Genomic DNA, 14,124 nt, shown 5'->3' with positions numbered 1-14,124 from the left:
TATGTGGAGCCCGAATGCGCGTGACGTTGGCGGACTTCCGACGCGGTACGGCGTGCCGACGCGTGCGCGGGCTCTGCTCCGCAGCGAGTGCATCGACGCCGCGGGGCTGGCCGAGTTCGAGACGGTCGGCGCCGGGCTGGTGCTCGATCTGCGCTCCGACTGGGAGTTGAAGCAGCCACATCCGCTCGAGGACAGTCCGGCGTACCAGCGGATCTCGTGGATCGACCCGGTGGCCGAGGCGACTCGCGACTCGGCCGCCGAGCCGGAGCTGGTCGACGTGTACCGCAACAGCCTGACCCGGAACGCGGCCCACATCGGCAGGATCTTCACCGCGATCGCCGAGGCGCCGGCGGAGCGGCCGGTCGTCGTGCACTGCAAGTCCGGCAAGGACCGGACCGGCCTGACGGTTGCGGTGCTGCTCGACCTCGTCGGTGTGCCCCGCTCGCAGATCGCTGCGGACTACGCGATCAGCGAGACCAACCTCGGTCTGCTGGAGGCCCCTGAATTCTCGCGATCCCGGCCGGAAACCATCCTCGCGTCGCTCGAGTTCATCGACGAGCGATTCGGTGGCGTCCGGGGGTATCTGGGCAGCCTCGGGCTGAGCGTCGCGCAGATCCACCAGCTGGCGACCCGGCTGGTGCCGACGGACGCGCAGGCGATCGTGTTCGACTTCGACGGTCTGCTGATGGACACCGAGACGACGATGGTCGAGAGCTGGCAGACCGAGTGGGCTTACCACGGTCTCGAGCTGAGCCTCGACGGCTTCTGGCCGGGCCACGGCGGCGACATCAGCGAGGAGCGGTACGCCGTCCTCGCGGCGGCGGTCGGGACCGGGTTCGACCGGGACGAGAGCCATGCGCGCCGGCTCGCCCATCGGGAGCGGCTGCACAAGGAGCTCGACTTCCGGCCGGGGATCCGCGGCTGGATCTCGTCAGCCCGGGAGCTGGGCCTCCGAGTCGCCATCGCCAGCAGCTCACCGCGGAACTGGGTGGTCGGTCACCTCAAGCGGGTCGACGCGGTCGACCTGTTCGACGAGGTCGTCACCGGGGACGAGGTCACGGCACACAAGCCCGATCCGGCGATCTACCAGCTCGCGCTGCAGCGTCTCGGCGTACCCGGGTTGTCGGCGATCGCTGTCGAGGACACTCCACACGGCGTGGCTGCGGCGCAGGCGGCCGGAATGTTCGCGGTCGCCGTACCCAATCCGTTCGTCACCCCCGCCGCAGTCGCAGCCGCCGACCTGGTTCTGAGCAGCGCTGACGACGTACTGCTCACCGACCTGCTCCTCTCAGCAGGCTCGAAAGGCTCGACGGGCCGCAACTGAGTGAGCGACGGCCGCGCAATCCCGGCGTACTCCCGCAACTGATCGCGGACGTCTCAGGGGTCAACCCCTCAGCTTGCCGGTTAGCCCTCGGAATACAGGGGCCCAAACCGACCACCTCCGGGGTTGACCCCTGAGACGTCCGCGGGGCCGAGAGTGGACGGTCGGGTGAGGATCAGAGCACCGAAAGAGGCAGCAGCTTCTTACCGGTGGGACCGATCTGGATCTCGGTGCCCATCTGCGGGCAGACGCCGCAGTCGAAGCAGGGGGTCCAGCGGCAGTCCTCGACCTCGATCGCGCCGTCTTCCTCGAGCGAGTCCTGCCAGTCCTCCCACAGCCAGTCGCGGTCCAGGCCCGAGTCCAGGTGGTCCCACGGCAGTACTTCGGCGTACTCGCGCTCCCGCGTCGTGTACCAGGCGAGGTCGACCGGTTCGCCGGCCAGCGCCGTCTCGCAGGCTGCGACCCAGCGGTCGAACGAGAAGTGCTCGCTCCAGCCGTCGAACCGGCCGCCGTCGCGCCAGACGGCCTCGATCACGCGGCCGACGCGACGGTCGCCGCGCGACAGCAGGCCTTCGATGATGCCCGGCTTGCCGTCGTGGTACCGGAAGCCGATCGCCTTCGCGTAGCCCTTCTCGGACCGGATCGCCGCGGCCAGCTTCGACAGTCGGGCATCGGTCTCCTCGGCGCCGAGCTGCGCGGCCCACTGGAACGGGGTGTGCGGCTTCGGCACGAATCCACCGATCGACACCGTGCACCGGATGTCGCGACGTCCGGACACCTCGCGGCCGGTCTCGATCACCCGCTTCGCCAGGGCGGCGATCGCCAGCACGTCCTCGTCGGTCTCGGTCGGCAGGCCGACCATGAAGTACAGCTTCACCTGCCGCCAGCCGTGGCTGTAGGCCGCCGCGACCGTGCGGATCAGGTCCTCCTCGGTGACCATCTTGTTGATCACCTTGCGCATCCGGTCCGACCCGCCCTCGGGCGCGAAGGTCAGACCACTGCGCCGGCCGTTGCGGGAGAACTCGTTCGCCAGCGTGATGTTGAACGCGTCGACCCTTGTCGAAGGCAACGACAACGAGACGTTGCTGCCCTCGTACCGGTCCCCGAGGCCCTTGGCGACCTCCGCGATCTCACTGTGGTCGGCCGACGACAGACTCAGCAGGCCGACCTCCTCGAACCCGGACTGCTTCAGCCCGTTCTCGACCATGTCGCCGATCGTGGTGATGCTGCGCTCGCGCACCGGCCGGGTGATCATGCCCGCCTGGCAGAACCGGCAGCCACGGGTACAGCCGCGGAAGATCTCCACGGAGTACCGCTCGTGCACGGTCTCGGCCAGCGGCACCAGCGGCTTCTTCGGGTACGGCCACGCGTCGAGGTCCATCACCGTGTGCTTCGCGGTCCGGAACGGAACGCCTTGGCGGTTGGGTACGACGCGCTGGATCCGGCCGTCCGGCAGGTAGTCGACGGTGAAGAACTTCGGGATGTACACGCCGCCGGACTTCGCCAGCCGGAGCAGTACCTCGTCGCGACCGCCCGGGCGGCCCTCGTCCTTCCACTCCCGGATGACCTCGGAGATCGCGAGCACGATCTCCTCGCCGTCACCCAGGACGGCGGCGTCGATGAAGTCCGCGATCGGCTCCGGGTTGAACGCGGCGTGCCCGCCGGCCAGCACGATCGGGTCCTCGTCGGTCCGGTCGACGGCATGCAGCGGGATGCCGGCCAGGTCGAGCGCGGTCATCATGTTCGTGTACCCGAGCTCGGTCGAGAACGAGAGCCCGAACACGTCGAACGCCCGGACCGGCCGGTGGCTGTCCAGGGTGAACTGCGGGATGTCGTTGTCCCGCATGATCTGCTCCATATCCGGCCACACGGAGTACGTCCGCTCGGCCAGGATGTGGTCGCGCTCGTTCAGCACCTCGTACAGGATCTGCACGCCCTGGTTGGGCAGGCCGACCTCGTACGCGTCGGGGTACATCAGCGCCCAGCGGACGCTGACCGCGTCCCACTCCTTGCTGACCGAGTTCAGCTCACCTCCGACGTACTGGATCGGCTTCTGCACACTCGGCAGCAACGCCTCCAGGCGCGGGAACAGCGATTCGACAGTCATAGCCACTTCCAGTCAGCGAGCAGAGCGCCTACCAGGTTAACGCCGCGACGCCCGTACGCCGCATTCAGCCGAGGTGGGCGAGGAGTAGGGGGTTGATGAGGTGGGGGTGCGAATAGGTGACGAGGTGGGCGGCGTTCTCGATGATTTCGAGGTGGGCGCCGGGGATCTGGCCGGCCGCGGGTACGACGGTTTCCGGCGGGATCGAGGTGTCGGAGTCGGCCGTGATGACGAGGACCGGGGCGGTGATGGTCGACAGGCCTGGGAGGAGATTGGTCGAGCCGAGCGCTTCGCAGCAGGCCGCGTACCCCTCGTCGGAGCAGTCGAGCAGCATCTGACGGACCGGCTCGATGCCGGTGAACCCGGGAAGGAACCATCGGCCGAGGGTCGCGTCGGCGATCGCCTGGGTGCCTTCGGCGCGGACCTGCGCGGCGCGGTCCGTCCACATCTGCGCGTTGTCCGCCGGGTTGGTCGGCGGGCAGATCACGGCGAAACGGTGGAATCGGCCGGGTGCGTTCTGCGCCAGCCAGAGGCCTACGGATCCGCCCAGCGAGATCCCGACGTACGACGCCTGCTCGATCTCGAGCGTGTCCAGCAACTCCACGACGTCGCGACCCAGGTCGTCGATCGTGTAGGGCCCGTCCGGTGTGTCGGACTTCCCGTGGCCGCGATGATCGAACGCCACCACCCGGAACCGCTGCGCCAGCACCTCGACCTGCGGCGCCCACATCGCCTGGTTGGCACCGAGCGACGACCCGAGCAGCACCACAGGCGCGTCGGCCGGACCGGTCTCCACGTAATTGAGTCGCATACGTCCCACCCTACGAAGTCCCCAACCGCGGCGCCGGGGATCGGGGGTTTGGACATGCTGTGGGGGGCTTGAACAGGTTATTGCTTGTTCACAGCCCCCGGATGGTGTGCGAGGGCACGGTTTACGGCGCCGGGCGGGCGGGTTCAGGACTCTGGCAGCGGCATGACCGTCGTTCGCCGGTGGTGTTCGAAGACGACCGAGCTGCGGATGTCGGCGATTTCCTGGCGTTTGGCCAGGGCGAGGACCAGGTCGCGGAGGGCTTCGGTGTCCTTGACTGCGACGTGGGCGAGGAAGTCCGACCCGCCCGACACCATGAACATGTCCAACGTCTGCGGCAGGTCCATCACGTACGCCTGGAACGCCGTCGCCACCGCCATCGCCTGCGGCCGGAGCTTGATCGAGATGATCGCCTGGGTCGAGCGGTCGATCGCCTTCAGGTCGACAGCCGCGTGGTACCCGCTGATCACCCCGCGATCGCGCAGCCCGCGGATCCGCTCCAGGCAGGTCGACGGGGCGATCTTGAGCTCGGCCGCCATGTCGCGGTTCGTCCGGCGGGCATCGTTCTGCAGCATCCGCAGCAGCGCCGTATCAAGTTCGTCCATGCCGCCCATTTTCGCAGATCCGCCGAACGATGTTCGGAGTCAGCGCGCATCATCCGCGCGTTGGGCTACCTTCGCGAGCGTGCTGACGAACAAGATGGTCGTGATCATCGCGACCGAAGCGCCGGTCGGCGTAGCCCTCAACACCGCCGCGCTCCTAGGCGTAGGCCTCGGCCGCCACCACGACGACACCGTCGGCCCAGACACTGCCGACGCCTCCGGCACACCCCACACCGGCATGTGCGCCCACCCGATCCCGGTACTCCGGGCTCCCGCCGACCACCTCCGCTCGCTCCGGGCCGAGGCGGCAACGCGGTCCGACATCACCATCCACGACATGACCCAGGTCGCCCAGCAGGCCCGCACGTACGACCAGATGTCCACCAGGCTGAGCGGCACCAAGCCCGAAGACATCGACTACCTAGGCCTGGCCCTCTACGGCCCCCGGCCCACCGTCGACTCCCTCACGGGCGCCCTCCCGCTCTACCGCTAGTACGCCGAGCTTCTCCGGGTTGGCGAGGACCCGGATCGTCGTGATCCGGGTGCCGTCGGTGTCCACGGTGAGGACGTGGTGGTTGCCGCGGACAACTATTTTCAGGGCGGGACCGGTGGCCAGGTCGACCGGTGTGATGGTGAGATCGGCGTGGGCGTAGATGTGGGTGAAGAAGTTGGCGACCTTCTCGCGTCCGACCACCGGTTTGCGGGCAGCCCGGCGGAGGCCACCGCCATCGGTCCACGACGTGACCGAGTCCTTGAGCAGATGCTCCAGGCGCTGGAGGTCGCCGTCGCGGGCGGCAGCGACGAAGTCCAGCAGAAGGCGGCGTTGCTCGGCGGCCGAGGGCTGGAAGCGGGGCCGATCGTCCGCCAGTTCGTGCAAGGCCCGGCGGTGGAGCTGGCGGCAGTCTTCCGGCGTACGGTCGAGGATCTCGGCGATCTCGTCGTACGGGAGAGTGAAGGCGGTGCGGAGCACGTAGACAGCGCGCTGCGGCGGAGTGAGCCGCTCCATCAGATGCAGCAGCGCCATCGAGATGTCCTCGAGCTCCAGGGCATCCGATGGCACCGGCTCGGGCAGCCACTCGCCGGTGTAGCTCTCGCGGCGCGCCTTCCGGGTTCGGAGTACGTCGATGGACAGCCGCGTCACCACCCTGGTCAGGTAGCGACGCGGCTCGGCCACATCGGTACGGTCGGCCGCGGACCAGCGGACGTACGCGTCCTGCAGCACGTCCTCGGCGTCGTGCCAGCTGCCCAGCAACCGGTACGCGAGGCCGGCGAGCATGCCGCGGGCCGACTCGAATTCGTGCAGGATCAACCGGCCAGTTCCGGCTGTCTCCGGGTCGCGACGTTCAGACGGGTCCACAGGTTGATGGTGCCAATCGCGAGGAGCACGTTCGCAGCCCCCTCCTCGCCGAAGTGCTCCACCACCGCGTCCCAGACCTCGTCCGGTACGCCGTCGCGCTCGAGCACCGTGACCGCGTCGGTCAGCGCCAGCGCGGCGCGTTCACGGTCGTCGTAGAACGACGAATCGCGCCAGGCCGCGAGCCCGAACAGGCGCTGACTGCTCTCGCCCTCCTTCAACGCGTCCGTCGTATGCATGTCGAGGCAGAACGCACACCCGTTGAGTATCGACGCCCGCACCTTGATCAGGTGCAGCACCGAGTGGTCCAGAACGCCCTGCACATACTTCTCGACGCCGAACACGGCCCGGAAGCCGGCCGGCGAGACCTTGCTGAAGTTCATCCGCTCGTCCATGCCAACACGACGGTGATCGGCGACCCCGGCGTGACAACGAGCGGTGTGACACCGGTCACGCCGGCTTGAGCACCTGCCGGGCCTTGGTAACGGCTGCCTCGGTGGCGGGGTCGAGCTCGGCGCCGTCGCTGGCGAGGACGCCGATGGAGAGGATCACGTCGTCGACACCGGTGACGACAGCGGTGTACTCGAGGCCTCGTTTGGGTCCGCTGGTGCCGGTGAGGTGGAACGCGAACGGCTTCGTGCCGTACGCCGGGGCGATGACCTTCTCGACCTTCATCGAGGTGTTGCCGGAGCCCTCGGTCTTGAGCGTGACCTTCGTGCACGAGTCGACGGCGTCGGCGTAGGAGTCGCGGAGGTCGGCGACCTCGTCCGCGGTGCCCATCGAGTCGAGGCCGTAGTCGATGTAGGGGCCCTCCTGGCCGCCGGAGAAGGTGCGGGTCACGCTGGCCTTCGAACCCGGGGCCTTGGTGGCGTTCAGGTACTTCACCAGCGTCTTGCAGCGACTGGTCGGTGACGAGAACGGCTTCGAGCCGTCGTCGGGCTCGTCCTTCTCCTGGGAGAACCCGCTCGGCAGGTCGCTCAGCTCGAGCAGCGCCTTGGTGAGCTCGGCGGCCGTCCGGGTCACCGGCACCGTCGACGTCGCCGTCGGCGCCGGTGTGCTCGGCGTCGCGCTGGGCGTCGGCGTGGTGAGCGGCGTACCGGCGTCCTTCTTGTCGTCGTCCCCGCCGCAGGCGGAGAGAGACAACGTGAGGGCGGTGGCGAGCGCGAGCGGGAACGACACGTACCTGGTCATGGGGCCTCTCGGACTGGACTGAGGAGCGGAGGGAGCAAAGCGACCGGAGCGACGAGGGAAGCCCGAGAGTCACAGCCCCATGACCCGCCGCGCCGGAGGCGTGGCATCAGTAGAGTCATGGACCTCTCCGGGCTGGACTGGGAGCGCGGAGGGAGCGTACCTGACGTGTCAGGGCTCTGGTCAGTAGCGGTGGGACCGGAGGTGGATGTTCTGCAGCAGGCCGACGGCGAGCAGGCAGGCGAACATCGACGAACCGCCGTACGACACGAACGGCAGCGGCAGGCCGGTGACCGGCATGATGCCGAGCGTCATACCGATGTTCTCGAACGCCTGGAACGCGAACCAGCAGACGATCCCGGTCGCCACCAGCCGGCCGAACGCGTCCCGCGCGTTGATCGCGATCCGCAGCCCGCGGAACAGGATCACCGCGAACAGCACGATGATCGCCCCGGCGCCGATCAGCCCGAGCTCCTCCCCCGCGACAGTGAAGACGAAGTCGGTGTGCTGCTCGGGGACGAACGCGTTCTGGGTCTGGCCGCCGTGGAACAGTCCCTGCCCGAAGACGCCGCCGTTCCCGATCGCGATCCGGGCCTGGTTCACGTTGTAGCCGATGCCCTGCGGGTCCGACGACGGGTTCGCGAACGCGATGAAGCGGGAGATCTGGTACTGCTTCAGGATGTGCAGCTTGATCGCGATCGCCGCGACCAGCACACCCGCGGTGAGCAGACCGAGCATCCAGCGTTTCGGCACGCCCGACACCGCGATGATCCCGAACACGATCGAGCCGAGCACCATCACCGTGCCCAGGTCCGGCTGCAGCATCACCAGGATCACCGGTACGGCCGCGACCCCGACCGCTTGCGCGACGTCGATCGTCCGGGCGTTCTCGTTGCGGTCGGTCTCGCCCTTCTCCGCGATCAGCAACGCCATCCCGACGATCACCGCGAGCTTGGCGAACTCGCTCGGCTGGATCGACATGAACGGGAGCTGGATCCAGGACCGCGACCCGTTGATCGTCGAGCCGACGCCCGGCACCAGGACCAGGATCAGTCCGACGATCGAGGCGGCGTACAGGACCGGGGCGAGAATCCGGACCCGGCGGTGGTCGGTGACCGCGGCGCCGATCGCGAGGACCAGACCGATCGCGAAGTTCAGCGCGTGCCGGATCAGGAACGCGTCGGGCTTGCCGTCGGTCAGTGAGGTCCGGTTGTGGGTCGCGGACCAGATCAGCATCGCGCCGATGAACGACAGCGCGACGACGCCGAGCACGAGGACCCAGTCCACCTGCCACACGGTCGACCGCCGGTCCATCCGCGGTCGCGTCCGGATCGGAGTCAGCAGAGCCATCGGCGTGCCCTCACTGCTTCGGCTTCTCTTGCCCGGGCGGCGGAGCCGGCGTGATGTTGTACAGCGCCTCGTAGATCTTCCGGACCGCGTCACCACCGGCGCCCGAACCCGTACCGGCCTGGCTGATCATCATCACCACGGCGTACTGATCGGTGTACGACGCAAGCCACGACGTGGTCTGCTTGCCGTAGACCTCGGCCGTCCCGGTCTTGGCCCGGACCGGGATCTTGTCGAGCGGGAAGCCCTGGAACTTCCACGCCGCCGTCCCGGTCCGCGTGGTCTGCTTCAGCGCGTTGTCGATGTAGCGCAGGGTGGTCTTCGCGACCGGGAGCTTCGACTTCACCGTCGGCTTGATCTCGTGCGGCTTGCCGTTCGCACCGACCCAGGACTGGACGACGCGCGGCTCGAACAGGGTGCCGCCGTTCGACAGGGCCGAGTAGACGGTCGCGAGCTGTAGCGGGGTGACGGTGGTGTCGCCCTGGCCGATCGCGAAGTTCACCGCGTCACCGGCACGGTACTTGTACCCGTCGACGCAGAACTCGCGGGCGAACTGCTTCAGGAACGCCGACGTCCCGGCGGGCGGGCTGGCCGACAGCTTGCAGTAGTAGTCCTTCATCGCGTCGTAGTACGTCTTCTTCCACTGGCGGTCCGCGATCCGGCCGCTCGCCTCGCCGGGCAGGTCGACCCCGGTCGGCTTGCCGAGGCCGAACTTCTTCGCCATCTCGACCAGCGGGTCGTAGGTGCTGATGTCGCTGGAGTTGCCGCCCTCCTTCAGCCAGAGCGCGTACGCGATCCGGTAGAAGAACGTGTCGCAGGACAGCGCCAGCGCCTGGTCGAAGCCGATCATCCCGTACGACGCGGACTCGTAGTTCTTGAACCGGCGGTTGCCGACCTCGAAGTACGACGAGCAGTCCTCCCGCGTCTTCGGGCCGTACCCGGCGCCCATCGCGGCCGAGGTGGTGATCGGCTTGAACGTCGACCCCGGCGCGAGCTGCGCCTGCAGCGCGCGGGAGACCAGCGGCGTCCCCGACTTGGCCGAATAGAGCGCGTCCAGCTCGCGCTGGGTGATGCCGCCGACCCAGACGCCCGGGTCGTACGTCGGGTAGCTGGCCATCGCGACGACCCGGCCGGTCTTGGTGTCCATCACCACGGCGGCGCCGGAGTCGGCGACGTACTTCTTGTGGGTGACCGGGTCGGTCTGCTTCCGCGCGGTCATGATCGCGTTCTTCAGCTGGGCCTCGACCGAGGCCTGGATCCGCGAGTCGATCGTGGTGACCAGGGTGGCACCGGGGATCGGGGCGGTCTGCTTCTTGATGCCGGTCGTGTACCCGACGGCGTCGACGATGACGTCCTTCTCGCCGGGCGTGCCGCGCAACAGCTTGTCGTACGAGCGCTCGACGCCGGCCCGGCCGACCAGGTCCGACCGGTGCGGGACCGAGTCCTGCCCGGCCTTGTCCATGTCCGCGAGCTCGTCGGTGGTGATCGGCGACAGGTATCCGAGGATGTGCGCCGCGTTCACCTTGTACGGAGCGGGGTACGCGCGGAGGGTCTGCGAATCGGCCGCGACCCCGGGGAAGTCCTCGCGGCGCTCCATCACGTCGATCGCGACCTGCTCGCTGACGTCCTTCGCGACCGGGATCGGCTGGTACGGCGTGCCGTTCCAGCAGGCGGGTGGTTTGGACGCGCCCGGCTCACCGCAGAGCATGGTGCGGGCCTTGAGGTCCGCGGGCTTCTGGCCGAGCACCTTCGCCAGTCGCGCGAGGACGGCGTTCTGCTGACTGTCGGGGAGTTTGGCGAGCACCGACCGGTCGACGGTGATCATCAGCGAGACCCGGTTGCCGACGAGGGTCCGGCCCTTCGAGTCGACGATCGTGCCTCGCGGGGCCGGGATCAGGACCTGGCGGATGTGTTGCTGTGTGGCTGCCTGGCTGTAGTCGGCGCTCGACATCACCTGCATGTACCAGAGCCGGCCGAACAGTGTGCAGAGCAACGAGAAGACGAGCACCCCGATCACGAACAACCGCAACCGGGCCTTGAGCGGCGCTTCGAACCCGTCCCAGCTCATGCCGTCGGCCGATCGAGTTGCCGGCCTTCGGCCGGGATCAGGTGTGGGCTCATGGCGCGACCCGGCGCTCGCGGGCGGGCTGGACGCGGCCCATGATCCACATGACCAGCGGGATGACCACGATCGCGCCGACCACGTCGTACCCGGCGGCGATGCCGAGGCGGACGCCGAACTCGCTCCAGTCGACCGACGGGTCGTGCAGCAGCGAGCCGGTCGCGCAGTAGATGAAGAACGAGACCGCCGTCCCGAGCACGACCGTCAGCGCGACGCCGAGCGGCCCGACCGGCCCGCTGGAGGTCTCACGGCGGATCAGGCCGGCGATGTATCCCGCGATGGCCAGCGACAGCGCCCACCGGCCGGCCGTGTGGTCGGCCGGCGGCACGACGTCGAGGAGCAGACCGCCGACGAATCCGGCGATCGCACCCCACTCCGGCCCGCGGGACAGCGCGAGGGCGATCACCACGATCAGCGTGAGGTCACAGGTGACCCCGGCGACGGCGATGTTGCTCAGCACGGACGTCTGCACGGTGACGGCCACCATCAGGAAAAGGGCAGCCAAGCCGATGCGCAAAGCGATCACGGTGTCAGTTCCCCTTTCCTGGTAGTTGGGCTCTTGGTGGGCGAGCGGGTGGTCCGGTCACCACGCCGACGGTGTCGATCCGGGTCGGGTCGACGTACGGCTTGATGGTCGCGGTGGATCCGAGGGAGCCTTCGTTCGGCGTCACGGAGGTGACGACGCCGATCGGGACGCCCGGCACGTACGGCGCGTTGCCGCTCGAGCCCCAGGTGACGATCCGGTCGCCGACCTTGGGCCGCGCCTTCGGGTCGACGAGCTTGTAGTCGAGGGTGCCGTCCACGTCGCCACGCCCGGAGACGAACCCGAGCGCCATCGACGAGTTCAGCCGGCCGCCGACGGTCGAGTTGCGGTCGCCGATCAGCAGCACGGTCGCGGTCCCCGTGGTGGTGCGCACCACCCGGCCGACCAGACCTGTCCCGTTCAGCACGGTCATGTCGGTGTGCACGCCGTCCGCCGTCCCGGCGTCGATCGTGACCGTGTGGCTGAACGTCTGGGCGCCACCGATCCCGATCACCCGGGCCGGCGTCATCGTGTACGCCGGCGCGACCTTGAGCAGCTTGTCCAGCTCCTGCGCCCGGTTGCGGGCGTAGTCGGAGGTGTTCAGCTCCTGGGTCAGATTCTCGTTGTCCTGTTTGAGTTTTTCGTTCTCTGCTTTCAACCTATCCATTTCCGCGAACCGGTCACGGAGGTTGTCCACAGGCTGCCGGGCCGAGCTGGCGGTCGACTCCAGCGGGCCGAACACGCCGGCCGCGGCCTCCCGCAGCGGCTCGACCGGCGAACCGGCCGAGCGGCGGGCGTCGAGCACGATCAGCGTGAAACAGGCCAGGATCACCAGCACCAGCACGGTCCGGCGGCGGCGGACCTGCCGCGGCATGCCGGTCGCGCGGAGCAGGCCTTTGGCCGGGGTACCGAGGTCTTTGAGCATCGGGTGGTACCTCAGCGCCGGTTGTCGGTGACCAGGATGCGGTTGAGGGTCTCGATGTTGTCGACGCACTTGCCGGCGCCGAGGACGACCGCGTCGAGCGGGTTCTCCGCGACGTGGATCGGGATGCCGGTCTCGTGCCGCAGCCGCTCGTCCATGCCCTTCAGCAGCGCGCCGCCGCCGGTCAGCACGATGCCTCGGTCGACGATGTCGCCGGCCAGCTCCGGCGGAGTCTTGTCCAGGGTCGCCTTGACCGCGTCGACGATCGCGGTGATCGGCTCCTCGATCGCCTGGCGCATGTCGGCCGAGGAGACCTTCACGGTCCGCGGCAGGCCGGACACCATGTCCCGGCCGCGGATCTCGCTGTCGGGGCCGTCGGTGGTCGGGAACGCGGACCCGATGGTCATCTTGATCTGCTCCGAGGTGGCCTCGCCGAGCAGCAGCGAGAACTCCTTCTTGCAGTAGTTCACGATCGCCTTGTCGATGGCGTCGCCGGCCACCCGGATCGACTGGCTGGTGACGATGCCGCCGAACGAGATGACCGCGACCTCCGTCGTACCGCCGCCGATGTCGACGACCATGTTGCCGGTGGCGTCGCGGACCTCGAGGTTCGAGCCGAGCGCGGCGGCCATCGGCTCCTCGATGATGTACACCTTGCGGGCGCCGGCCATGTACCCGGCGTCGCGGACCGCGCGCTGCTCGACCGCGGTGATCCCGGACGGGACGCAGACCACGATCCGCGGCTTGGCGAAGTACCGCCGCCGGTGCACGCGCTGGATGAAGTACCGCAGCATCTGCTCGGCGGCGTCGAAGTCGGCGATCACGCCGTCCTTGAGCGGGCGGATCGCGGTGATGTTGCCCGGCGTCCGGCCGATCATCTTCTTCGCCTCGTGCCCGAACGCGACCGCTTCCCGCGGGTCGTCCGTCCGGGTCGCGACCACGGAGGGCTCGTTCAGTACGACGCCCCGTCCGCGCACGTACACCAGGGTGTTCGCCGTACCGAGATCGACCGCCATGTCGCGGCCGAGCATGCTGTTCGCCACCGCGGCACCTCCCACTCGACCACCTTCAGGCTAAGCGCCGCCCGCGCACAGCCCGTGGACCGACACGACCCGGTCCGTCCAGGAACAGATCGTATCGGTCCACTCACCTGCAGTCCGCAACGGCCTCCAGGTCGCCGACCGTCCCGGACATGATCGTGCGGAGGTGTTCGGTGATCTGCTCGAGCGGCCAGTCCCACCAGGCGATGGCGAGCAGCCGGTCGACGTCCGCGTCGCTGTGGCGGCGACGGATGACCTGCGCCGGGTTGCCGCCGACGATGCCGTAGTCGTGACCAGCGGCTTGAGCAGCACGACCCGCGGCTGCCCCGGCATGGGATGGACCGCCGTCGGGTCAGGAAGCACAGGCGAGTCCTTCAAGTCAGGGCAGGTCCGGGAACCAGATCTTGATCTCGCGGCCGGCGGACTCCTCGGAGTCGGACCCGTGGACCAGGTTCTCGCGGTTGGACAGCGACAGGTCGCCGCGGATGGTGCCGGGGGCGGCCTTGCGGCCGTCGGTGGCGCCGTTCAGCGCGCGGATGACCTCGATCGCCTCGTCGCCCTCGAGCACCATCGCGACCAGCGGGCCGCTGGTGACGAAGTCGCGCAGCGGCGGGTAGAAGGCCTTCTCGACGTGCTCGGCGTAGTGCTGGTCGGCCATCTCGCCGTCGATCGTGCGCAGGTCCATGGCGACGATCCGGAGGCCCTTGGACTCCAACCGGCCGAGCACCTCACCGACCAGGCCACGGCGGACCGTGTCGGGCTTCAGCAGGACCAGCGTGCGCTGCGACATCTG

The 14,124-nt window shown here is 68.7% G+C and carries 15 protein-coding genes; 3 read left to right on the top strand and 12 right to left on the bottom strand.

Going from position 1 to position 14,124, the window contains the following annotated elements; translation table 11 throughout:
* Position 1 precedes the first annotated feature (1 nt).
* Positions 2-1,324: an HAD-IA family hydrolase gene (locus tag OHA18_RS27095; RefSeq protein ID WP_328998118.1), complete on the top strand. Its 1,323-nt coding sequence runs from the start codon at positions 2-4 to the stop codon at positions 1,322-1,324.
* Positions 1,325-1,496: 172 nt separating this feature from the next.
* Here the strand turns inward: OHA18_RS27095 and OHA18_RS27090 are convergent, their stop codons facing one another.
* The 3 genes from OHA18_RS27090 to OHA18_RS27080 form a co-directional block, all read right to left on the bottom strand.
* On the bottom strand, positions 1,497-3,428 hold the full coding sequence (locus OHA18_RS27090) for a TIGR03960 family B12-binding radical SAM protein (protein WP_328998117.1): 1,932 nt from the start codon (positions 3,426-3,428) through the stop codon (positions 1,497-1,499).
* A gap of 64 nt (positions 3,429-3,492) precedes the next feature.
* Positions 3,493-4,236, bottom strand: coding sequence for an alpha/beta fold hydrolase (locus OHA18_RS27085; protein ID WP_328998116.1), 744 nt, complete (start codon positions 4,234-4,236; stop codon positions 3,493-3,495).
* 143 nt (positions 4,237-4,379) lie between these two features.
* The gene (locus OHA18_RS27080) at positions 4,380-4,838 is read right to left on the bottom strand and encodes an Lrp/AsnC family transcriptional regulator (protein ID WP_328998115.1); all 459 of its coding nucleotides are present in this window, start codon (positions 4,836-4,838) and stop codon (positions 4,380-4,382) included.
* A 79-nt stretch (positions 4,839-4,917) separates the two neighbouring features.
* Between OHA18_RS27080 and OHA18_RS27075 the strand changes: the two genes are divergently transcribed.
* Complete coding sequence (locus OHA18_RS27075) at positions 4,918-5,328, top strand: DUF2000 domain-containing protein (protein ID WP_328998114.1); 411 nt, start codon at positions 4,918-4,920, stop codon at positions 5,326-5,328.
* Here the strand turns inward: OHA18_RS27075 and OHA18_RS27070 are convergent.
* The 8 genes from OHA18_RS27070 to OHA18_RS27035 form a co-directional block, all read right to left on the bottom strand.
* Entirely contained in the window at positions 5,257-6,192 is a 936-nt protein-coding gene (locus OHA18_RS27070) for a sigma-70 family RNA polymerase sigma factor (protein WP_328998113.1), read from the bottom strand. The genes OHA18_RS27075 and OHA18_RS27070 overlap by 72 nt on opposite strands.
* Entirely contained in the window at positions 6,141-6,584 is a 444-nt protein-coding gene (locus OHA18_RS27065) for a carboxymuconolactone decarboxylase family protein (protein WP_328998112.1), read from the bottom strand. Before OHA18_RS27065 ends, OHA18_RS27070 begins: the two co-directional genes overlap by 52 nt.
* A 55-nt stretch (positions 6,585-6,639) precedes the next feature.
* Complete coding sequence (locus OHA18_RS27060; RefSeq protein WP_328998111.1) at positions 6,640-7,380, bottom strand: hypothetical protein; 741 nt, start codon at positions 7,378-7,380, stop codon at positions 6,640-6,642.
* 180 nt (positions 7,381-7,560) lie between these two features.
* Complete coding sequence (gene rodA / locus OHA18_RS27055; protein WP_328998110.1) at positions 7,561-8,727, bottom strand: rod shape-determining protein RodA; 1,167 nt, start codon at positions 8,725-8,727, stop codon at positions 7,561-7,563.
* Positions 8,728-8,737: 10 nt separating this feature from the next.
* Entirely contained in the window at positions 8,738-10,792 is a 2,055-nt protein-coding gene (gene mrdA, locus OHA18_RS27050; protein WP_328998109.1) for a penicillin-binding protein 2, read from the bottom strand.
* A gap of 49 nt (positions 10,793-10,841) precedes the next feature.
* Positions 10,842-11,372 (bottom strand): rod shape-determining protein MreD, encoded by a 531-nt coding sequence (gene mreD / locus OHA18_RS27045; RefSeq protein ID WP_328998108.1) that lies wholly within the window; start codon positions 11,370-11,372, stop codon positions 10,842-10,844.
* Between the two features lie 4 nt (positions 11,373-11,376).
* Entirely contained in the window at positions 11,377-12,294 is a 918-nt protein-coding gene (gene mreC, locus OHA18_RS27040; RefSeq protein WP_328998107.1) for a rod shape-determining protein MreC, read from the bottom strand.
* An 11-nt stretch (positions 12,295-12,305) separates the two neighbouring features.
* Positions 12,306-13,334 carry a rod shape-determining protein gene (locus OHA18_RS27035; protein WP_442914338.1) on the bottom strand — a complete coding sequence of 343 codons (1,029 nt, stop codon included), beginning with the start codon at positions 13,332-13,334 and terminating at the stop codon, positions 12,306-12,308.
* A 149-nt stretch (positions 13,335-13,483) separates the two neighbouring features.
* Between OHA18_RS27035 and OHA18_RS27030 the strand changes: the two genes are divergently transcribed.
* On the top strand, positions 13,484-13,618 hold the full coding sequence (locus tag OHA18_RS27030) for a hypothetical protein (RefSeq protein WP_328998106.1): 135 nt from the start codon (positions 13,484-13,486) through the stop codon (positions 13,616-13,618).
* A 92-nt stretch (positions 13,619-13,710) separates the two neighbouring features.
* Here OHA18_RS27030 and ndk read toward each other — a convergent pair whose 3' ends face one another.
* The gene (gene ndk / locus OHA18_RS27025; RefSeq protein ID WP_328998105.1) at positions 13,711-14,121 is read right to left on the bottom strand and encodes a nucleoside-diphosphate kinase; all 411 of its coding nucleotides are present in this window, start codon (positions 14,119-14,121) and stop codon (positions 13,711-13,713) included.
* Between the last annotated feature and the right edge of the window lie 3 nt (positions 14,122-14,124).

It is taken from the genome of Kribbella sp. NBC_00709 (genome assembly GCF_036226565.1).
GTDB lineage: Bacteria > Actinomycetota > Actinomycetes > Propionibacteriales > Kribbellaceae > Kribbella.
The sequence above is the reverse complement of the archived record's forward strand: the minus strand, read 5'-3'. Positions and strand labels throughout refer to the sequence as shown.

Excerpts from the sequence above, each read along its gene's own strand:
- OHA18_RS27095 (WP_328998118.1), top strand. The coding sequence starts at position 2 with ATGTGGAGCCCGAATGCGCGTGACGTTGGCGGACTTCCGACGCGGTAC.
- OHA18_RS27090 (WP_328998117.1), bottom strand. The coding sequence starts at position 3,428 with ATGACTGTCGAATCGCTGTTCCCGCGCCTGGAGGCGTTGCTGCCGAGT.
- OHA18_RS27085 (WP_328998116.1), bottom strand. The coding sequence starts at position 4,236 with ATGCGACTCAATTACGTGGAGACCGGTCCGGCCGACGCGCCTGTGGTG.
- OHA18_RS27080 (WP_328998115.1), bottom strand. The coding sequence starts at position 4,838 with ATGGACGAACTTGATACGGCGCTGCTGCGGATGCTGCAGAACGATGCC.
- OHA18_RS27065 (WP_328998112.1), bottom strand. The coding sequence starts at position 6,584 with ATGGACGAGCGGATGAACTTCAGCAAGGTCTCGCCGGCCGGCTTCCGG.
- OHA18_RS27060 (WP_328998111.1), bottom strand. The coding sequence starts at position 7,380 with ATGACCAGGTACGTGTCGTTCCCGCTCGCGCTCGCCACCGCCCTCACG.
- rodA (WP_328998110.1), bottom strand. The coding sequence starts at position 8,727 with ATGGCTCTGCTGACTCCGATCCGGACGCGACCGCGGATGGACCGGCGG.
- mrdA (WP_328998109.1), bottom strand. The coding sequence starts at position 10,792 with ATGAGCTGGGACGGGTTCGAAGCGCCGCTCAAGGCCCGGTTGCGGTTG.
- mreC (WP_328998107.1), bottom strand. The coding sequence starts at position 12,294 with ATGCTCAAAGACCTCGGTACCCCGGCCAAAGGCCTGCTCCGCGCGACC.
- OHA18_RS27030 (WP_328998106.1), top strand. The coding sequence starts at position 13,484 with ATGATCGTGCGGAGGTGTTCGGTGATCTGCTCGAGCGGCCAGTCCCAC.
- ndk (WP_328998105.1), bottom strand. The coding sequence starts at position 14,121 with ATGTCGCAGCGCACGCTGGTCCTGCTGAAGCCCGACACGGTCCGCCGT.